Annotated in this window: 19 protein-coding genes and 1 pseudogene; 7 read left to right on the forward strand and 13 right to left on the reverse strand. The window is 72.4% G+C overall.

Translation table 11 applies throughout. The features are described 5' to 3' along the window. Positions 1-74: 74 nt before the first annotated feature. From AB0K28_RS25760 to AB0K28_RS25790, 7 genes are all read right to left on the reverse strand, one after another. Positions 75-1,679 carry a fused response regulator/phosphatase gene (locus AB0K28_RS25760; protein ID WP_364374696.1) on the reverse strand — a complete coding sequence of 535 codons (1,605 nt, stop codon included), beginning with the start codon at positions 1,677-1,679 and terminating at the stop codon, positions 75-77. Next, positions 1,672-3,351, reverse strand: coding sequence for an ATP-binding protein (locus tag AB0K28_RS25765; RefSeq protein ID WP_364374699.1), 1,680 nt, complete (start codon positions 3,349-3,351; stop codon positions 1,672-1,674). Before AB0K28_RS25765 ends, AB0K28_RS25760 begins: the two co-directional genes overlap by 8 nt. Further along, positions 3,348-4,349, reverse strand: coding sequence for a SpoIIE family protein phosphatase (locus tag AB0K28_RS25770; protein ID WP_364374702.1), 1,002 nt, complete (start codon positions 4,347-4,349; stop codon positions 3,348-3,350). The genes AB0K28_RS25765 and AB0K28_RS25770 overlap by 4 nt, the downstream gene beginning before the upstream one ends. Continuing rightward, positions 4,346-4,747: an anti-sigma regulatory factor gene (locus AB0K28_RS25775; protein WP_345405946.1), complete on the reverse strand. Its 402-nt coding sequence runs from the start codon at positions 4,745-4,747 to the stop codon at positions 4,346-4,348. The genes AB0K28_RS25770 and AB0K28_RS25775 overlap by 4 nt, the downstream gene beginning before the upstream one ends. Beyond that, the gene (locus tag AB0K28_RS25780; RefSeq protein ID WP_345405949.1) at positions 4,744-5,124 is read right to left on the reverse strand and encodes an STAS domain-containing protein; all 381 of its coding nucleotides are present in this window, start codon (positions 5,122-5,124) and stop codon (positions 4,744-4,746) included. Before AB0K28_RS25780 ends, AB0K28_RS25775 begins: the two co-directional genes overlap by 4 nt. Further along, a complete protein-coding gene (locus AB0K28_RS25785) occupies positions 5,124-5,987 on the reverse strand; it encodes an STAS domain-containing protein (RefSeq protein ID WP_364374705.1) in 864 nt (287 codons plus the stop codon). The genes AB0K28_RS25780 and AB0K28_RS25785 overlap by 1 nt, the downstream gene beginning before the upstream one ends. A gap of 101 nt (positions 5,988-6,088) precedes the next feature. Next, positions 6,089-6,445: an STAS domain-containing protein gene (locus tag AB0K28_RS25790; protein ID WP_345405955.1), complete on the reverse strand. Its 357-nt coding sequence runs from the start codon at positions 6,443-6,445 to the stop codon at positions 6,089-6,091. Positions 6,446-6,604: 159 nt separating this feature from the next. Here AB0K28_RS25790 and AB0K28_RS25795 point away from each other — a divergent pair, with 159 nt between their 5' ends. Then, positions 6,605-10,900, forward strand: coding sequence for a SpoIIE family protein phosphatase (locus tag AB0K28_RS25795; RefSeq protein WP_364374708.1), 4,296 nt, complete (start codon positions 6,605-6,607; stop codon positions 10,898-10,900). Then, entirely contained in the window at positions 10,897-11,199 is a 303-nt protein-coding gene (locus tag AB0K28_RS25800; RefSeq protein ID WP_364374711.1) for an STAS domain-containing protein, read from the forward strand. Before AB0K28_RS25795 ends, AB0K28_RS25800 begins: the two co-directional genes overlap by 4 nt. A 74-nt stretch (positions 11,200-11,273) precedes the next feature. Here the strand turns inward: AB0K28_RS25800 and AB0K28_RS25805 are convergent, their stop codons facing one another. After that, entirely contained in the window at positions 11,274-12,203 is a 930-nt protein-coding gene (locus AB0K28_RS25805) for a neutral zinc metallopeptidase (RefSeq protein WP_364374714.1), read from the reverse strand. Positions 12,204-12,312: 109 nt separating this feature from the next. On the opposite strand from AB0K28_RS25805, the gene AB0K28_RS25810 reads away from it, so the two are divergent. The 3 genes from AB0K28_RS25810 to AB0K28_RS25820 all read left to right on the forward strand — a co-directional run bounded on the left by AB0K28_RS25810 (position 12,313) and on the right by AB0K28_RS25820 (position 13,830). After that, on the forward strand, positions 12,313-12,957 hold the full coding sequence (locus tag AB0K28_RS25810) for a class I SAM-dependent methyltransferase (RefSeq protein WP_364374717.1): 645 nt from the start codon (positions 12,313-12,315) through the stop codon (positions 12,955-12,957). Between the two features lie 121 nt (positions 12,958-13,078). Further along, the gene (locus AB0K28_RS25815; RefSeq protein WP_345405966.1) at positions 13,079-13,267 is read left to right on the forward strand and encodes a DUF4236 domain-containing protein; all 189 of its coding nucleotides are present in this window, start codon (positions 13,079-13,081) and stop codon (positions 13,265-13,267) included. A gap of 185 nt (positions 13,268-13,452) precedes the next feature. After that, the gene (locus AB0K28_RS25820) at positions 13,453-13,830 is read left to right on the forward strand and encodes a hypothetical protein (RefSeq protein WP_345405969.1); all 378 of its coding nucleotides are present in this window, start codon (positions 13,453-13,455) and stop codon (positions 13,828-13,830) included. Between the two features lie 3 nt (positions 13,831-13,833). On the opposite strand, the gene AB0K28_RS25825 is transcribed toward AB0K28_RS25820, so the two are convergent. From AB0K28_RS25825 to AB0K28_RS25840, 4 genes are all read right to left on the reverse strand, one after another. Continuing rightward, positions 13,834-14,046, reverse strand: a complete 213-nt coding sequence (locus AB0K28_RS25825) for a hypothetical protein (protein ID WP_364374721.1) — start codon at positions 14,044-14,046, stop codon at positions 13,834-13,836. A 109-nt stretch (positions 14,047-14,155) separates the two neighbouring features. Next, the gene (locus tag AB0K28_RS25830; RefSeq protein WP_364374724.1) at positions 14,156-14,755 is read right to left on the reverse strand and encodes a hypothetical protein; all 600 of its coding nucleotides are present in this window, start codon (positions 14,753-14,755) and stop codon (positions 14,156-14,158) included. Positions 14,756-14,886: 131 nt separating this feature from the next. Beyond that, positions 14,887-16,392, reverse strand: coding sequence for a PQQ-dependent sugar dehydrogenase (locus tag AB0K28_RS25835; RefSeq protein WP_364374727.1), 1,506 nt, complete (start codon positions 16,390-16,392; stop codon positions 14,887-14,889). 123 nt (positions 16,393-16,515) lie between these two features. Next, positions 16,516-17,778, reverse strand: coding sequence for an NAD(P)/FAD-dependent oxidoreductase (locus tag AB0K28_RS25840; RefSeq protein WP_364374730.1), 1,263 nt, complete (start codon positions 17,776-17,778; stop codon positions 16,516-16,518). Between the two features lie 129 nt (positions 17,779-17,907). Here AB0K28_RS25840 and AB0K28_RS25845 point away from each other — a divergent pair, with 129 nt between their 5' ends. Then, the gene (locus AB0K28_RS25845; RefSeq protein ID WP_364374733.1) at positions 17,908-18,705 is read left to right on the forward strand and encodes an MBL fold metallo-hydrolase; all 798 of its coding nucleotides are present in this window, start codon (positions 17,908-17,910) and stop codon (positions 18,703-18,705) included. Between the two features lie 3 nt (positions 18,706-18,708). On the opposite strand, the gene AB0K28_RS25850 is transcribed toward AB0K28_RS25845, so the two are convergent. Further along, entirely contained in the window at positions 18,709-19,140 is a 432-nt protein-coding gene (locus AB0K28_RS25850) for a MerR family transcriptional regulator (protein ID WP_364374736.1), read from the reverse strand. Between the two features lie 37 nt (positions 19,141-19,177). Here AB0K28_RS25850 and AB0K28_RS25855 point away from each other — a divergent pair. Beyond that, positions 19,178-19,645, forward strand: a pseudogene (locus tag AB0K28_RS25855) (methyltransferase domain-containing protein); the annotation flags it as partial. Positions 19,646-19,687 lie beyond the last annotated feature (42 nt).

Here is a 19,687-nt window from a genome sequence, read left to right on the forward strand (position 1 = left end):
GCTGTCAACGAACGGCTGCAACTTTTCAGCAACCGGAGGACGCCCGCGGATCGCTCGGGCAGGCGGCCGGCGTCCTAACGGTGGCGGCGGACGATGACCAGCGCCACGTCGTCCTCGCGGGCCCCGAAGGCCGCGATCAGCCGGTCGGCGGCCTCGTTCACGTCGCCGCTGATCGCCGAGGCGGCCTGGCGGGCGATCTCCAGGCTGTCGTCGAGGTATTTGTCGCGGTCCTCCACCAGCCCGTCGGTGAACATCAGCACCGCCCCGCCCGGCGGCACCCTCACCCGGTCGATCCTGTAGACCTCCTCGGCCACGCCGAGCAGCAGGTTGCCGAACTTCTCGTGGTAGCGGGCCGCGCCGTCGTCCTCGCCCTCGCCGTCCAGCAGCAGCGGCGGGATGTGGCCCGCGTTGGCGATCTGCGCCTCCCCGGTGGCCGGGTCGAGCAGCATCAGGCACACGGTCGCGGTCATCCGCCGGTGGTAGCGGCGCAGCACGTCGTTGAGCAGCGCCAGCGACTGGTCCAGCTCGATCTTGCCGATGAGCGAGGCGCGCAGCGCGTGCCGCAGCTCCGCCATCACGGTGGCGGCCAGCAGCGAGTGCCCCTGCACGTCGCCCACCGCGAACAGCACCTTGCCGTCCAGCTCCAGCACCTCGTAGAAGTCGCCGCCCACCTCGACGTTGTCCACCGCCGGCTGGTAGCGCCAGGCGATGTCCAGCCCCGCCACCTGCGGCACGCGCGACGGCAGCAGGCTGCGCTGCAACGTCAGGGCGATGGCGTGCTCCTCGGCGTAGGCGCGCAGCGCCTCCACCGCCAGCGCGACCGCCTGGCCGAGCTGGCGCAGCATGCTCGCCTCGTCCTCGTCCAGCGGCGGGTGGGGCTCCAGGCCGAGCAGGACGGGCGGCCGGTCGCGCTTGGTGCGCGACATGACGGCCACGATGTCGCGCCGCGCCGGGGTGTCGGGCGCGACCTCCGACCAGTAGGCGTACGGGATGGTCAGCAGCTCCGTGCCGAGCTGCTGGCCGAGCGCCTGCTCGCCCAGCGTCTCCAGGGCGGCGGGCGGCGCGGTCCTGGTGACGGCGGCGGCGTCCGGCGGCCCGGCGGTCAGCCTGCGCGTACGCCCGTCCGGCGCGAGCGCCACCACCCCGGCGTGCCGGTCGAGGATGCGGCAGGTGCCCGAGGCGGCGATGGACAGCAGCTCGTCGAACGTCTGGGCGGCGTTCATCTCCAGCGTGAGATCGGTGAGCGCGCGCAGCCGCCCGGCCAGCCGCTCGGCCCGCTGCCGGGCGCGGTGGTAGCGCAGCGCCGCCTTCACGGTGGCGACGAACTCGTCCGGCTCGATCGGCTCGGCGAGATAGCCGTCGGCGCCCCGGTGCAGGCCGAGCGCCCGGTCGGCGGCGGTGATGGCGGCGCCGGAGATCTGGATGACGGGGATGGACGCGGTCGCCGGGTCGCTCTTGATGCGCTCGCACACCTCGTACCCGGACAGGTCGGGCAGGCGGACGTCCAGGACGACCAGGTCGGGCGACACCTCGCCGATGCGCTGCAACGCCTCCAGGCCGCCGGAGGCCTCCACCACCGCGTACCCGGCCCTGCGCAGCCAGCTCGACAGGATGTACAGCTTGGCGGGGGTGTCGTCGACGACGAGGATCGTCGCCGTGAAGGGTGCCAGGTCAGGCATGGCCGCCTCCAATCACCTGTCGGACCGCGCCGAGCAGCATGTCCCTGCGCAGCCCCTGCTTGCCGAGCACCGCGGCGGCCCCCTCGGGGTGGCGGTTCGCGACGGCCAGCGTGATCACGATCACCGGGACGTCGCGGAGCCGCTCGTCGTCGGCCATGCGCTGCAGCACGGCGGCGCCGTCCAGTTCCGGCATCAGCAGGTCGAGCAGCGCCAGGTCGGGCGTGGCCGCCGTCATCGCGGCGAGCGCCGCGGCGCCGTCGGGGGCCTCGTCGATGTGCTCGGCGAACCCGGTCAGCATGCGCCGCACCCCCGCACGGAAGTTCTCGTCGTCGTCGGCGATCAGCACGCGCCCCACCACGGGCACGTCGTCCGGCTCGTACGGCAGCCGCAGCACCGCCGTGGTGCCCGCGCCGGGCTCGCTGGTGAGGGTGAGCGTGCCGCCCATCGCCTCGGCCAGGCGCCGCGCGTACGGCAGGCCCAGCCCGGTGCCCTTGACCCGCGTCTGCTCGGGCCCCGGCACCTGGTAGAACTCCTCGAAGACGCGCTCCAGGTGCTCGGCAGGGATGCCGATGCCGGTGTCGGTCACGGTGAAGACCGCCTCGCTGGCCGCCACGTCGTGCGAGACCTCCAGCAGCACCTCGCCCTCCTGGGTGAACTTCAGGCTGTTGGCCATCAGGTTGCGCAGGATCTTGGTCAGCATCGCCTCGTCGGCCACCATGGTGAACGGCGGCGGCGGGATGCGCACGCTCAGCGTCACCCGCTCGCTGCCCTTCGCCGGCCACATCGTCATGCGCAGCCGCTCGGCCAGCGCGACCAGATCGACCGTGGTGTCCTGCGGATCGAGGCGGCCCGACTCGGCCTTGCCGATGTCGAGCAGCTCGCTGACCAGCGTCAGCAGCGTCTCGGCCGAGGAGCCGATCAGCTCGACCTGACGGGCCTGCTCGGCGCCCAGCGGCTCACCGCCCGGGCCGGTGAGCAGCCGCACCAGGCCGATGATCGAGTTGAGCGGGGTGCGCAGCTCGTGGCTGACCGTCGCCCAGAAGCGGTTCTTGGCGTCGCTGGCCTGCCGCAGCTGCGTCGACTTCTCGTCCAGCTCGGCGTAGAGGGCGACGACGCCGCGGTTGGTCTCCTCCAGCTCGGCCGACAGCTGGTTGTACAGCGCCATGACGCCCTGGTTGGTCTCCTCCAGCTCGGCGTTGAGCCGGCGGACCTCCTCCAGGGTGGCGGCCAGCACGTGGTTCTGCTGGCGCAGCTCGTCCATGGCGCTGACCGGCGCGAGGGCCTCGACCTTGGCCCGCAGCCGCGCGATCGACAGCGTGCCCTGGCCGCGCGGCAGCCGCTTGCGCAGCACCAGCCGGCCGGGACGGGCGCGATCGACGACGTCCATGAGCCGGGCGGCCAGCGTGACGCCCTCGGTGTCCTGCGCGCCGGTCGCCTCGGAGAAGCTCAGCTCGACCACCAGCTCGCCGGGATCGAGGGAGAACGTGACGAGCATGCCGGCGCCGCGCTCCATCGCGATCTCCCTGCCCAGCTCGCTGAGCGCGGTCGCCACCCTGATCTGGTCCTGCTCCGACATCTCCAGCGCGGCGGCGACCTCGCGGCCCAGCCGGCGCATGGCGTAGACGTCCTGGTCGTCGTCGACCCGGATGGTGGTCAGCCGTTCGCCGCTCACGGCGCGGCTCGTACGGCCAGCACGGTCGCGTCGTCCCTGCGGGTGCCGGCGTCCCTGAGCAGGGTGGCGGCCACGACCGCCGGGGTGTGCGCGGACAGGCCGGGGAAAGCGGTGACGTCCCAGCGCTCGGTCAGCCCGTCGGTGTGCAGGACGAGCAGGCTGTGCGGGGGGACGGCGTAGTCGTACTCGCGCAGTTTGTCGCGCTGGTGGCCGGCGATGCCCGGCAGGGAGATCATGCCCTGGCGGCCTTCGGCGTGCACGATCCAGCCCGAGACGTTGCCGAGCCCGGCATAACGGATCACGCCGGCCGCCCGGTCGAGCCGGGCGACGGACACCGCGCCGCCCCTGGTGCCGCGCAGCGCGTGATGGATGCGCTCGAGCAGCAGGACCGCGGGCAGGTCGTAATGGTCCTGAAAGACCCGCACCGCCTCGCGGGAGGCGACGGCCGCGGGCTCGCCGTGGCCGAGGCCGTCGCACAGCATGGCGATCACCGTGCTCCCGGACTCGACGTAGGCGAAGGCGTCGCCGCAGACGGCCTCCTCGCCGATCGGCCGGGCCAGCCCGCTCGCGAGCGGGACGGGGGGCGTGGTGCCCGTGGCGGTGAAGCACATGCCGACCACGGTGCCGCGCCCCAGCACGGTGTAGACGTCGTGGGCCGAGGCCATCCGTGCGATGCCGCCGAGGCCGAGGCCGAGCGTGCCCGTGGTGGAGTAGCCGTCGCGCGCCGCGCGGGACAGGTCGTGGATGCCGGGACCCTTGTCGATGGCGATCACCTCGACGGCGGCGTCCGTCTCCGGATGCGACCGGATCAGCATCACGCCTTCCGCGGCGTGCTTGACCAGGTTGGAGGCCGCCTCGCTGACGGCGACGGCGACCCTGCCGCGGTCGTGCTCGTCGAAACCGCACGACTCGGCCAGCGTCATCGCGGCCCTGCGGGCCGCCCCGATGGCGCTGGCGTCCTCCACGCGGACCCAGGACTCGTCCCGGGAGCGGATCATCTGGCCCACTTGACCACCGTCACCCGTGTGCCCTCGCCCACCTTGGAGTGCAGGTCGAAGTCGTCGACCAGCCGCCGCGAGCCGCTCAGGCCCAGGCCGAGCCCGCCGCCGGTGCTCCACCCGTCGGTGAGCGCCTGGTTCAGGTCGGAGATGCCAGGGCCCTCGTCGGTGAAGGTCAGGCGCAGGCCGTCACGCAGGCCGTTGCTGACCACCTCGATGAGCACGCGCCCGCCGCCGGCGTACGTGAGAGCGTTGCGGGCCAGCTCACTGGCCGCGGTCACCAGCTTGGTCTGGTCCACCAGCGACAGCCCCACCTGCTGCGCGCTGGTGCGGACCTGCTGGCGCACGATGACCACGTCGCTGTTGCCCGCGATGGCGAGCTCGATGGGTGAGGTCACTCCTGCACCGCGGCAGCGCCGGTCTCGTCGCGTTCCTTGAGCATGGCCACGCCCTTCTCGAGGTTGAGAGCGGTACGCACGCCGCCGAGCGAGAGCCCCAGCTCGACGAGCGTGATGGCGACCGCGGGGCGCATCCCCACGACGACGGTCTCGGCGTCGAGCATCCGGGAGATGGAGGCGATGGTCGCGAGCATGCGGCCGATGAAGGAGTCGACGATCTCCACGGCGGTGATGTCGATGATCACGCCGCGGGCCCGGTTGTTCACGATCGCGTCCGCCAGGTCCTCCTGCAGCATGAGGACGCTCTGGTCCTGCAGGTCGATCTGGATGGAGACGATCAGCAGGTCGCCGAGCTTGAGAACGGGGACACGTTCCATCAGGCCTGCTCCAGCCCCACGACGACCTGCTTGTCGGCCGACCGCGTGAACCGCACGCCGCTGCGCCGCAGCGTGTACGCCAGCGCGTCGGCCAGCGTCGCCTTGGTGACGATGTCGCCGAACTCGATGCCGAGCGTGACGATCGTGTGGGCGATCTGCGGGCGGATGCCGGAGATGACGCACTCGGCGCCCATCAGGCGCGCGGCGACGACGGTCTTGAGCAGGTGCTGGGCGACCTGGGTGTCGACCGCGGGCACGCCGGTGATGTCGATGACGGCGTGCTCGGAGCCGGTGTCGACCAGGCCCTGCAGCAGCTTCTCCATGACGACCTGCGTACGGGCGGAGTCGAGCGTGCCGACCAGCGGCACCGCGAGGATGCCGTCCCAGAGCTTGACCACCGGCGTGGACAGCTCCAGCAGCTGCTCGGCCTGGTCGGAGATGATCCGCTCACGGGCGGTGACGAACGTCTCGAACGTGAACAGCCCGAGGTCGTCGATGAGGCGCGACAGCCAGATGTAGCCGCGCAGCGCCGCGGCGTCCTCCTGGGTCTCCAGCAGCGCGTAGACAGCCTCCTTGAGGCTGAAGACGATGGTGGCCGTCTCCGACGGGGTGAAGCCCTCCCTGGCCTGCGCCCTGGACAGGTCGGCGAGCAGGCCGCGCAGGTCGCTGGTGTCGGCGCCCTCGCCGAGCGAGTGCTGCAGGGCCTGGTAGACGTCGCGCAGGCGGCCGGCCAGCACACCCCGGTCGGCGCGGCCCCCGACGGTGGCGAGCGCGAGGTCGGTCCAGCGTTTGAGGATCGTCTCGTCCTGCTCGCGCAGGAGCTGTTCCATCCGGAGCCGGCCGGCGTCGGCGTGTGCGGTCAAAGTGCGCTCCCCATAGTGGGTGATTTGCGGTGGAATGGAACGAAGGGTATCGGGCTTTCCACGGTGGAACTATCGCTTCCGCTCCCCACGCGAGGAGGGCGTCACCCCAGGGCCGCGATGGCGTCCGCGGTGGTGTCGTGGAAGGAGAGCAGCCGGTCGAGACCCATGATCTTGAAGACGTGGGCGATGTCGGGGGCCAGCCCGGCCAGCGCCGCCCGCGCGCCCGCCTCCCGCGCCCGCTGATGCGCGGTGACCAGGATCGAGACGCCGGTGGAGTCGCAGAACGTCAGCGCCGACAGATCGACCACCAGCGCGTCACCTGGCGCGAACGTCACGTCGTCGAGCGCCGCCAGCAGGCGCGAAGAAGTGTGGTGGTCCAGGTCTCCTGACACGACCAGGACATGGATGCGAGCAGAATGCGGCTGGTAGGTGACGGTCAGACCGTGGTCGTGCTGCACCAAGGCTCCTGAGGGGAGGGCGGGACGGACGAGGCGGACGCCGTGGCGAACCGTGCGGGCGCCTTGGCCGAGGGGTGCGCTCAGTTTACGCACCGTGGCGTATCGATCGCCGATGGCTTGAGGTGCCGGGCCGGCAAGCGCCGCCCTGCATGGAGGGAATTGCCCTATTCTACGTACGGCCGTAGCACCGAGGCCGCACACCGGAAGTGCCAGGCCGCGGTCGGCGACCCCACGATCACCCAGCTGGCGGTGAGCCCCACGCTCGCCGCAGAGGAAAGGGTCCGCATGGCACCCGAGGACGACGGCGCGCCCGCGCCCGCGGCCGGCACGGCGATCTTCTCCGCTTTCTCCGCCGACGACGAGGTCGGCCGCGACCTGGCCGCCGTCGACTGGGCCGCGACCCCGCTCGGCCCGCCGCGGGACTGGCCGCAGAGCCTGCGCACGGCGGTCAGCATCCTGCTGTCGTCCCGCTTCTCCATGTGGATGGCGTGGGGGCCGGAGCTGACGTTCTTCTGCAACGCCGCCTACCGCCGCGACACGCTGGGCCACAAGTATCCGTGGGCGCTCGGCCGGCCCGCCACCGAGGTGTGGGCGGAGATCTGGGGCGACATCGGCCCCCGCATCGACGCCGTGCTGCGCACCGGGCAGGCGACCTGGGACGAGGCGCTGCTGCTCTTCCTGGAGCGGGCCGGCTACCCCGAGGAGACGTACCACACGTTCTCCTACAGCCCGCTGCGCGACGACGGCGGCGCGGTCGTCGGCATGCTCTGCGTGGTCAGCGAGGACACCGAGCGGGTCACCGGCGAGCGGCGCATGGCGACCCTGCGCGACCTCGGCTCCGACCCCAGCGTCGTGCGCACCGAGCAGGAGATGCTGGCCTTCGCGGGGCGGCAGTTCGGCCACAACCTGCGCGACCTGCCGTTCACGCTGACGTACCTGTTCGACGAGGACGGCCGCGCGCGGCTGGCCGCGTCGACCGGCATCGCGGCAGGCCACCCCGCGGCCCCCGCCGACGCGGCAGGAGTGTGGCCGGCCGAGGAGCTGGCGGCGGGCGAGGCCACGCTGGTCGAGCTGGACGGCGACCCGTTCCGCGACCTGCCCTGCGGCGCCTGGACGGAGCCGCCCACGCGGGCGCTGGCCGTGCCGCTGCGGCAGCAGGGCAACGCGCCGTACGGGTTCCTGGTGGTCGCGCTCAACCGCTACCGGCCGCTGAACGAGCGCTACCGCGGCTTCATCGAGCTGGCCGCCGGCCACGTCGCGGCCGGCATCGCCTCGGCCCGCAGCTACGAGGCCCAGCAGCGGCGGGCCGAGGAGCTGGCCGAGCTCGACCGCGCCAAGACCGTCTTCTTCTCCAACATCAGCCACGAGTTCCGCACCCCGCTCACCCTGATCATGGGTCCGGTGAACGAGCTGCGCGCCGCGCTCGCCGACGCCGAGCCCCAGGTGCTGCAGGACCTCGAGGTCATCCACCGCAACGGGCTGCGCCTCGGCAAGCTCGTCAACACGTTGCTCGACTTCTCCCGCATCGAGGCGGGCCGCATGCAGGCCCGCTACGAGCCGGTCGACCTCGCGGCCGTCACCGCCGAGCTGGCCAGCGTCTTCCGCTCCGCCGTCGACAAGGCCGGCCTGGTCTTCCGCGTGGACTGCCCGCCGCTGCCCGAGCCGGTCTGCGTCGATCGCGAGATATGGGAGAAGGTCGTCTTCAACCTGCTCAGCAACGCGCTGAAGTTCACCTTCGACGGCTCCATCACCGTCGCCGTCACCGCGCGTGACGGGCAGGCCGAGGTGACGATCTCCGACACCGGCATCGGCATCGCCGCCGACGAGCTGCCCCGCCTGTTCGAGCGCTTCCACCGCATCGAGAGCGCCCGTTCACGCTCCAACGAGGGCAGCGGCATCGGTCTCGCGCTCGTCCAGGAGCTGGTGGGGCTGCACGGCGGCACCATCACCGCCGCCAGCGCCGAGGGGGCGGGCACCACCTTCACGATCCGGCTGCCGTTCGGCTCCGCGCACCTGCCCGCCGGCAGCGCCGTGCCCGCCCGCGCGGGCGAGCCGGTCCCCGCACTCGGCAACGCGTACGTGCAGGAGGTCATGCGCTGGCTGCCCGAGGACGACCCAGCCGGTGAGCTGCCCGCCGACGCCCGCTCCGCGGCGCCCGGCGACGGCGCGCCGCCCCGGGTGCTGGTCGCCGACGACAACGGCGACATGCGCGAATACCTCGTCAGGCTGCTCAGGGGCGCCGGTTACCAGGTCAGCGCCGTCGGTGACGGCCTGCGCGCCCTGGACGCCGTCCGCGCCGACGCGCCCGACCTCGTGGTCAGCGACGTCATGATGCCGCACCTCGACGGGCTCGCCCTGGTCGCGGCGCTGCGCTCCGACCCTCGTACGGCCGGGGTGCCGGTGCTGCTGCTGTCGGCCCGCGCCGGGCAGGAGGCCGCCATCGAGGGGCTGTCGGCGGGCGCCGACGACTACCTCGTCAAGCCGTTCTCCGCGGCCGAGCTGCTGGCGCGGGCCAGGGCCAACGTGGAGCTGGCGCGGATGCGCAACCACCACGCCCGCTGGCGCAACGCCATGATCGACTCGTTGCAGGAGGCGTTCTTCGTCACCGACGAGGACGGCGCGGTCATCGAGATCAACGCGGCGTTCACCGACATCCTCGGCTACGGGCCCGACGGCCTGCCGTACGCCCCGCTGCACCCGTGGTGGCCGGACCAGGACGCCGACCCGCAGGGCCACGCGCTGGTCGCCGAGCTGTTCGGCCGGCTCGTCGGGGAGGGCAGGGGGAGCGGCGTCATCCCGGCCGTCCACCGCGACGGCCACCAGGTCTGGATCGCGGTCACCTTCAACGAGGTCACCGACCCCGACACCCGCCGCCGCCGGGTCGTCGGCACGCTCCGCGACGTCACCGCCGAGCACTACCTGGTGCAGCGCGAAAGCGCGCTGGCCGCGCTCAGCATGCGCGCCTCCCAGGCCGACAACCTGGCCGGGGCCCTCTCCGGCGGCCTCGCCGCCCTCCAGGAGGTCTGGCGCGCCCGCCAGGTCCTCGCCGCCCTCTGGGCCGGCGCGGAGGCACCACTTGCTCCCGTCGAGGGGCCGCCCGTTGTCGTAGGTGTTCCGGACGGCGAAGGCTGGGACGAGCTGCCCGAGCAGCTTCAGGGGGCGCTGAGCGGGCTGCGTGAGCAGCCGCCGCTGCGGCCGGTCGCCACCGAGACCGATGGTGCCGGCATCACCCTCGAACATCCCGAGGGGCTGCTGGCCGTGTGGGTGGATCTGGGACAGAACCGGCCCTTCTCCGCCGAGGACCAGACGATGCTCGCGCTGCTGGCCGGGCACCTCGGGCAGTTGCTGCACCGCGTGCACCAGCTCGACCAGCAACGCGAGGCCGCCGTGGCGTTGCAGCGGGCCATTCTCGGCCCGTCCACGCTGCCCGACGGTTTCGCCGTCCGGTACGAGCCGGCCGGCCGTCCCCTTGAGGTCGGCGGCGACTGGTACGACATCGTGCCGCTGGCCGGCGCTCGCATCGGCATCGTCGTCGGCGACTGCGTCGGCCGCGGGCTCGGCGCCGCCGCCGTCATGGGCCAGCTGCGCAGCGCCTGCCGCGCCCTGCTGCTGCAGAACTCCAGCCCCGCCCAGGTGTTCACCACCCTCGACAGGTTCGCCGCCCTCATCCCCGGCGCCAAGTGCACCACCGTCTTCTGCGGCGTGCTCGACACCGCCACCGGCGACCTCGTCTACGCCAGCGCCGGCCATCCTCCCGGCATCCTGGCCCGCGCCGACGGCGGCACCACGCTGCTGGAGGGCGGCCGCTCCACGCCGCTCGCCGTCCGGCCGGCCCGGCCCCGCTCCGAGGCGACGTGCACGATGCCGCCCCGCTCGACCCTGCTGCTCTACACCGACGGCCTGGTCGAGCGGCGCCGCCGGCCGCTGACGGCGGGCATCGACCAGGCCAGCGCCGCCGTCCAGGACGGACGGTCCACCCCGATCGAGGACCTCGCCACCGACGTCATGGCCAGGCTCGCCCCCGACGGCGGCTACAGCGACGACGTCGCCCTGCTCCTCTACCGGCAGCCCGCGCCGCTGGACGTCGCCTTCCCCGCCGAGTCCAGCCAGCTCGCCCCCGTACGCTCGGCGCTGCGCACCTGGCTGAGCCGCTGCCAGGTCACCTCGGCGCAGGCGCAGAGCATCCTGGTCGCGGCCGGCGAGGCGTGCGCCAACGCGATCGAGCACGGCCACCGCGACAGCCCGGGGGAGACGATCCGGCTGCGGGCGGTGGCGACCGGCGACGACGTCCGCCTCACCGTCGCCGACACCGGCCGGTGGAAGGCGCCGCAGCCGGAGGCCAACTCCCACCGCGGCCGTGGCGTCGCCCTCATGCGCGCCCTCATGCAGGAGGTCACCATCCAGCCCGGCGCCGCCGGCACCATCGTCGACATGCATGCGAGGATCGCCCGATGACCGCACCCCTGAGCCTGGTCACTTCAGAGCTGCCCGACGGCACCCCCGTGCTCGCCGTCACCGGCGAGGTGGACATGAGCAACGCCGCCACCCTGGACGACGCGCTCACCAGGACGTCGGGCCTCACCGTGCTGGTGGACCTGAGCGCGGTCGAGTACCTCGACAGCGCGGGACTGACCGTGCTGTTCTCCCATGCCGGGCGGATCAGGGTGGTCGCCAACCCGCTGCTGGAGCCCGTCCTGGAGATCTCGGGCCTCGTGGACGTCACCACCGTCACCAGGAGCGAGGACGACGGCTGACCGCGGCACGGAGAAGGGCCGGACCCGAGCGGGGTCCGGCCCTTGTTCAGCTCATGTGAGCTGCGGCTGCACGCTTAGAGGGTGGCCCTGGCGGAGGCCTTCCACGTGTTGCAGGCGGCGGGGGAGCCGCTGTTGAAGCCGCGCGTCATCCAGTTCGCCTGGGTGGGGCCCCTGCCGTGGTCGTTCTGCGGCCAGCCCTTGGCGCCGTTCTTCCTGAACCAGTCCACGGTGTAGTCCCACTCGCGGTCGGTGAAGTCCGGCTGGCCCTGCAGGGTGGACATGAACACCGCGGAGAAGCACTCGGCCTGCAGCTCGGAGCGGCGCGAGAGCGCCAGCTGCTGCGACTTGCTCGCCCTGGCGCGGGCCGTCCAGTAGTAGCTCCAGATCTTGGAGATCTGCTGCACGTGGTGGCCGTACTCGTGGGCGACGAGCCGCGTGATGCCCAGCGGGAACGGCTGGCGCAGCTGCGTCTTGCTGATCCACATGTACATCGTGCGGTCGGCGGAGCAGTAGACCGCCTCGGCGCCGGCGTTCCACTTGCCGCAGGGCGTGTTCACCTTACGGGTGACGATGCGCAGCCGCGGCTTGGAGAAGGGCAGCCTCGCCTTGCGGAACTGGCGGGACCACGCGTTGTTCAGGCAGGTGGTCACGCGCGTCAGGAACCGCTTGTACGCGGCCGTGCTGCCACGGGGCAGCGAGCCCGGCCGGCAGTTCACATCGGCGAAGCGCCCGGACCGGTAGATCCGGTTGGCGGTCGCCAGCGACTTGTTGGCGAGCGCGGCGCTGCTCTGCGCGGCGCTGTTCACGGCCGCCGGGGCCGGGACCGCCTGCGCAGGAGCCGGCAGTGCCTGCCGGCTCACCGCGGCGGTGGAGGCCGAGGTGGAGGCCGAGGTGGAGGCCGAGGCGGAGCCGGCCATGACGAACACTTGCGAGGACGCGGCCACGGTGAGGGCCACGCCCGCGGCCGCGATGGCCGCGAGTCTGGAATGAGGAAGGTTGTTCATATGTGCCCAAACAGTAGGTCAAGTTATGGCAGGTTGGGGCGAGATTGACAAAATACGTACAAAGAGGCTCACGATGCGTAGGGGGCGGAGGGGTTTAGGGTGCTGCGCCATGGGCACAGATGACTGGCTGACCGACACCCGCGACTCCTACGACACCGTCGCCGAGAGCTACGCCGCGTACGTGCGTGACGCCATCCCCGAACGTCCGTATCTGCGCCTCCCGCTGGAGCTCTTCGCCGAAAGCGTGCGCGCGGTCGGTGGCGGCCCGGTGGCGGACGTCGGCTGCGGCTCCGGCCACGTCACCGCCCACCTCGACCGCCTCGGCGTCGCCGCGTACGGCCTCGACCTGTCGCCCGCCATGATCGACCTGGCCCGCCGCGAGCACCCTGGGCTGCGCTTCGAGACCGGCTCGATGACCGAGTTCGACGCCGAGCCCGGCTCCCTGGGCGGCGTCATCGCCTGGCAGTCCCTGATCCACCTGCCCGACGACGAGGTCCCGGGCGTGCTCGCCCGCTTCCACCGCGCGCTGCGGCCGGGCGCGCCGCTGCACCTGCTGTTCCACATGGGCGGCGACGTACGGCTCAAGACGCGGGGCTACGGCGGGCACCCGATGAAGGTCCGCGTCCACCGCCGCGACCCCGGGCAGGTGACCGGCTGGCTGCGTGCGGCCGGGTTCGAGATCGAGGCCCAGCTGCTGCTGGAGCCGGACGGCGAGCAGCCGCAGGCGTTCGTCTTCGCTCGCAGGCCGGCCTGACGCGCGCGTCGGGCAAGCCGTCCTCACCTCCCTTCGGCGCCGGCGATTTTTACTCAAGGCGATATATCGCGCGTTCTGTGGGTAGCGGAGGCTTCTCGCACACTCATGGAGGAAAAGCGATATGGGTTGGAGCTACCGGAAGTCCAAGAAGTTCGGCCCGTTCCGGCTGAACCTGTCCCGCCGCGGTGTGGGGCACAGCTGGGGCAACCGGCTGTTCCGCGTCACCCGTTCGGCGGACGGACGCCGTACGTTGTCGATCAACCTGCCCGGCGGCCTGCACTGGCGCAAGACCATCGGCAGCAGCCGCTGACACGTCGTGAGGGGGCGGGCTCCGGCCCGCCCCTTTACCGTGTCCGCCTTTACCGTGTCCGCCTTTACCGTGTCCGCCTTTACCGTGTCCGCCTTTACCGTGTCCGCCTTTACCGTGTCCGCCTTTACCGGGCCCGCCGTTTCACCGCCTCCGCTCGGGGAAGTCGGCGGCGGGAGGTGACCGCCATGCGGAAGCACGGATACGAGGGCGACGACGACGGGCGCGTCCGCGGAGGCGCGCCGCACCTGACCGGCGGCGGGCACCCCGGGACGCCCATGCAGGACGACGGGCCGACCTACGGGGTGGGCGCCGGCGGGCGGCCGCTGTGGAGCGAGCGTGACCGCGACAGCGAGCGCATCCACGCGCTGCTGCGCCGGGCGGGCTGCGCCGGTTTCATCGTCTCGGCCGGGGACGCCGGGTTGTTCCTGGTGACGTGTACGGACCCCTACCCGGCGGCGACCGGCCGCATCACGACCTGCGTGCAGGCGCTGACCAGGGCCGGGATGGCGGTGGCGCCGCTCGTGGGCGACTCGCGCACCTTGCAGGTCAGGGTGACGACCTGAGCGTCAGGCGTCGGATGAGCGCCAGCGGCGCAGGATGGCCTCGTCGTCGCGGTCGCCGTGCCAGGACGCCTTCTCGTCGATCGCGTGCGGCAGCCACTCCTGATAGTCGGGCGCCTCGGGGGTGATGTCACGGGTGCCGTCGACGTGGGTGCCGTCGGGCAGCACGGTGGCGGCGGGGACGCGGAGGACGCCGCCGGCCAGCAGAATCGCGGTCATGTGCTTCATCCCCTCCGTGTGATGCCGCGTGTGATGGCGGGCACTTCGATCACCACAGTCTCGTACCCCAGCATAGCGGCCGGATGCGCCGCCGCCGGGAGCCGTTCGTTCAGCCGATGCCGTACCGCCTGGCGAACCAGGTGTAGACCTGCTGAGCGGTGTGCTCGTCGTCGAAGAGCTGGATCAGCCGCCGCGCCCGCCGCACCAGCACGCACGCGAACGCCTCGGCGTACAGCTCGGTGACCGTCTCCCGGTACGGCGGCGCCAGGTAACGGGCGCTCCTGGCATGCAGGTGCAGCCAGAACGGGCTCTGCGACGGCATGCCGTCCATGTCGTCGGTGGCATGGCCCAGCTCGTGCGCCGCCACGCTCGCCGACGGCGACGGCACGCTGCCGACCCCGATGACGCGCCGCGCCGGGTCGTAGACGCCGGCGCTGCGGTCCCACCAGCCCTGCTGGACGGGCAGCGAGGTGCCACGCAGGTGCTCGAACCCCGGTAAGTCCGGCACCGAGCCCGGCCCCACGATGATGCCGCCGTGGAGATGGCCGGCCAGCCGGGTGCCGAGGACGCGCGGCACCGCCGAGAACGTCATGATCGCGAGCAGGGTCTCGGCCGGCGGGAACGCGCCAGGGTCCCACGCCCTGCGCACCCGGTCCTCGAGCGCGCCGACATGGAGCCAACCCGGCCGTCCCCTGCTCTGGCTGGCCACTCACGTTCCCTGATCATCGCTCTTGCACCGGCGCAGGGCGGGCCGGCGGGGGAGCGCCCCGCCGGCACACCCGGCATTTGATCAAGAACCTTATCCATACGCGAGCCGCGCCGCATCTCGGCCCCTCCGGCTCAGCGGGTGACGCTGCAGGCGTCCCTGTTGAGCGAGATCCGGCTGGGCAGCGAGCTGTCACCCGTGTGACTCACGAGGTAGCCCATCGTGACGCTGGCGCCCGGCGCGATCGCGGCGTTGTGGGCCGCGGACGCGGCGGTGACCATGTCACCTGACTGGGTGAGGTCGGTGTTCCAGTCGGAGACGACCTGCTGGCCGCGCGGCAGCGGGAAGCGCAGCGTCCAGCCGTTGATCGGGGCGGCGCCGGTGTTGGTGATCGTGAGGTCCACGGTCATGCCGGTGCCCCACGCCTGCTTGACGTACCGGACGTGGCACGTCGGCGTCGCCCGCTCGAACGTGACGCGGTGCAGGCCGCCGGGCAGGTCGTTGACGACGTACAGCTCGCCCTCGGGCGTCGCGCCGAACGCGGTGACCTGCGTCGGCGTCTGGCCGAGCTCGGCCTGCTGGTAGCCGCCCTCGCCGTCCTCGCGCAGCGCCCACACCGTGGAGGAGCAGTAGTCGGTGGCGAGGTAGGTGCCGCCGACCAGGTCGGCGAACTGCTCGCCCCGATACACCTCGCCGCCGATCACCGCGCAGCCGCCGGTGTGCGGCGAGTAGGTGAAGACGGGCTTGGTGTACGTCTCGTCCGGGCGGCACTGCGCCTCGTCGAACACCTCGAAGCCCTCGAAGCAGGACCAGCCCAGGTTCGCGCCCGCCTGGTCGCCCGGCTTGACGTGGTTGATCTCCTCCCAGCGGCCCTGGCCGACGTCGGCGATCCACATCGAGCCGTCGGCGTGGTCCACGGAGAAGCGCCAGGGGTTGCGGCCGCCGTACATCCAGATCTCGCCCCGCGCGCCCGCGACGCCCGCGAAGGGGTTGTCGCCGGGCACGCAGTACGCCAGGTCGCCGCAGGTCCTGCTGACGTCGATGCGCAGGATCTTGCCGAGCAGGGTGTCCAGGCGCTGGCCGCTGTCGAACGGGTCGCCCGAGCCGCCGCCGTCGCCGATGCTCATGTAGAGCATGCCGTCGGTGCCGAAGGCGAGGTCGCCGCCGTTGTGGTTGGTGTTCTCGCCGTGCTCCTGGGCGAGCAGCGGGTCGAGGCTCTCGTCGTCCATGTCGTACCTGGCGAGGGTGACCGCGCCGTCCGGCAGCGCCGTGTAGGCGAGGTGCAGCTCGTGGTCGTCGGCGAAGCCGGGGGAGAGCGCGATGCCGAGCAGGCCGCGCTCGTTGCCCGACTCGTCCACTGATGAGGTGATGTCGATGATCGGGTCGGGGGCGAGGCCGGTGTCGGGGTGGTAGACGCGTACGGTGCCGCGCTTCTCCACGATGAACAGCCGGTCCGTGCCGTCGTCCGGGGCGGCGATGGCGACGGGGCGGCGTAGGCCGAAGGCGACCTGGGTGGTGACCGCGTTGATCTCCTCCAGCGGCACCTCCGGCGCCGCGCTCGCGGCGGCCTGCGGCGGGGTGCCGACAGCGAGGAGGGACAGGGCGAGCAGCGTGGACGCGGCCCAGCGTTTTCCTGGCATGCCGGGACGGTATAAGATCATCCGCCGCCGTTACCAGGGTCGCGATCAAGACGCGCGGTGCCTTGCCGGACCCCTTCGCTGACCTGCGGCGATACGGCTGCTCCTGCCGCGGGCCGATGAAACTTACATCGCGGGGGAGCGGGGCCTCACGCGCGACGGCAGGTCGGCCAGCACGGCGTCCGCGGCGCGCCGGCCCGACACCAGGGCGCCCTGCAGCGAGCCGGTGTCGCGGTGGTCGCCGCACACGTACCGTCCGGAGCGCAGGCGTACCGGCTTGCGCAGCGGGTGCGGCGGCGGCATCGCGGGCAGCGCGGCCGGGATCGGGTAGGTGGCGACGTGCTCCCAGCCGGACGTGTCGCCGTAGATCTCGCCCAGCCGCCGCAGGACCGTACGCTCGTCGACGTCCAGGCCGAGCACCGAGGTGGACACCAGCGCCCGCCCGTCCAGCGAGTACTCCGGCGCGGCGTCGGTGACGACCAGGGTGTCGGTGATGACGCCGGTGGCGTCCACGATCTGGGTCGGCTCGCCCATCGGCGAGCGGGGAGCGGCGTGGTAGAAGGTGGTCACCGCGCGCATCGGCGGCGCCTTGATCTCCTCCAGCAGCTGTGCGGCCGTGTGCGGGTCGGCGGCCACGACGACGGCCGGGCCGCTGATCGTGGTGCCGTCCGCGAGCCGCACCCCGCCGTCCGTCACCTCCTCCACCCGCGCGCCGAGCGTGACGGTGCCGGGCGGCAGCCGGTCGGCGAGCTGGCGGGGGATCTCGCCCATGCCGTGCGCGGGCAGGCCGATGGTGCCGCGCGCGAACGACCGCCACAGCAGGTGGAAGACCCGGCTGGACGTCTCCAGCTCGCGTTCGAGCAGCACGCCGGCCAGGAAGGGACGCATCAGGCAGTCGATCATCTTGGGGGACATGCCCCAGGCGCGCAGCTCCTCATCGGTACGCCGCTCGGCCCCTTCGCGCAGCACCGAGGCAGGCAGGGCGAGGTCGCGGCCGGTGACGGCGGACAGCACGGCCTTGTCCTTGAGCGTCCCGACCCCGGCCATCAGCGCGCTGAACGCGTGCCCCGGGTGCCGCCACGGCAGCATCACCCTGGCCTCGGCGGTCCTGCCCCGCACGATCACCCCGGAGGAGAACGGGCGCAGGTCGAGCGCGCCGATGTCGAGGACGCGGCGGGCCTCGGGGTAGGAGCTGATGAACACCTGGTAGCCGCGGTCCAGCCGGAACCCGGCCACGAGGTCCGTACGCACCCGGCCGCCGACCCCGTCGGACGCCTCCAGCACCCGCACCGGCACCCCGGCCTCGTGGAGGCGGAGGGCGCAGGCGAGTCCTGCCATTCCGGCGCCGACGACGATGACGGGCTCTCGCGTTCCCCGGTCGCTGTCCATGCGGGGCCTCTGCCCGCGCGTGCCGCCGTCCAACATTCCTTACGAATCTACAATGTAAAGGCCCCGGGCTGGTGACGCGTCTCATCCTCTCCACCGTTCAGAAGCCCGCACCTGGGAAGACCTCCCTTCATGGGGGAGATTCCGCGTCAGGAGAGCGCCGTCATGGTGGTGGGCGGGCCGACCGTCGTCCTGGATCTGGGCGGGCTGCGGATCGTGAGCGATCCGACGTTCGACGACCCTGGTCCGCACGGCTACCTCACCAAGGTCGAGGGGCCCGCGGTCGGCGAGGACCGCCTGGGGCCGGTGGACCTGGTGCTGGTCAGCCATGACGTCCATCCCGACAACCTCGACGACCGGGGACGCGCGTTCGCGCAGGCGGCCCCGCTGGTGCTGACCACGCGCGGAGCGAGCGAGCGGCTGGGCGGTGGTGCCGTGGGGCTGGCGGCGTGGGAGAGCCGGTCGGTGCCGCGTCCGGGCGGTGGTGAGCTGGTGGTGACGGCGGTGCCCGCGGTGCACGGGCCTGAGGACGGGGAGCGGGACGCCGACGGGTTCGTGAACTGCGAGGTGATCGGGTTCGTGCTGGAGGGCGCGGGGTTGCCGACGGTGCATGTCAGCGGGGACAACGCGTCGATCCGGGTCGTGGTGCAGGTGGCGCGGCGGTTTCCGGCGGTGGACGTGGCGGTGTTGCATGCGGGGGCGGCGCGGGTGCCGGGGAAGTTCCGTGACCGGCCGTTGAGTCTGGACGGCGTGCGTACGGCGGCGGCCGCCGCGATCCTGGGCGCGCCGCGGGTCGTTCCCGCGCACTACGACGGGTGGGCGCACTTCAGCGAGGGGGCGGATGATCTGGTGAGGGCGTTCGACGAGGCCGGCTTGTCGTCGCGTCTTCACCTGGCCGCGCACGGCGCCTGGGTCCCGCTGGCTGACTGAGGGTCAGGTCGTGTGGGCGCGTTCGTGGGCCTCTCCGAGGGTGGCGCCTTCGAGGAGGGCGGTGATGCCGCCGGCGAAGCGGGGGCAGTCGGTGATGCGCTCGTGGGAGCAGGCCAGGCCGTGCTCGATGGCGGTGCGGGCCGCCTGGGCCTGGGCGATGCGGCGGTCGAGCTCGGTGAGTTTGCGTTGGTAGAGCTCGCGCCAGCCGTCGGAGGTGCGGGCGGAGGTGAAGGCGGCGATCTCCTGGAGGGTGCAGCCGACGCCGCGGAGCAGGAGCACGAGGCCGACCTGTTCGACGGCTGACGGTGGGTAGCGGCGGCGGCCTGAGACGCGGGTTGGGGCGGGGAGCACGCCGAGTTCTTCCCAGTAGCGCAGGGCGGAGGTGGCGACGCCGGTGCGGGCCGCCAGTTCGCCGATGGTCAGGTGCTGAGGCATTTGACTTCAAGCGTACTTGAAGTTGTTGACTTCGTTCATGGCGACTTTCAGGGATCGGGTGATCGCGGCGCTGGTGAGTCAGGCGCATCGCCCTCGGGGTGTGGTCGGGTGGTTGGAGGGGGCGCTGTTCGCGTACCGGCCTTCCAACAGGCGGCGGAATCGGTGGGCGGTGTCGTTGCTGGACGTGCGGCCTGCCGATCGGGTGCTGGAGATCGGGTTCGGGCCTGGGGTGGCGATCGCGGAGTTCGCGCGTCGTGCCGGCCGGGTGTTCGGGGTCGATCATTCGGCGACGATGGTGCGGCAGGCGGCGCGGCGTAATGCCGCGGCCGTGCGTGCCGGCCGGGTGCGGCTCGTGGTGGCTTCGGTGGAGCGGCTGCCGGATTTCGGCGGGCCGCTCGATGTGGTCCTCGCTGTGAACAGCGTGGGGTTCTGGCCCGATCCGGTGGATCGGCTGCGGGAGCTGCGGGGGCTGCTGCGGCCGGGTGGGCGGATCGCGCTGGTCAGCCAGCCCCGGTGCCCGGGCGCGACTCGGGAGACGACGGCACGG

Origin of the sequence: Nonomuraea sp. NPDC049504, from assembly GCF_040676845.1 — a bacterium.
Taxonomy (GTDB): domain Bacteria; phylum Actinomycetota; class Actinomycetes; order Streptosporangiales; family Streptosporangiaceae; genus Nonomuraea; species Nonomuraea salmonea.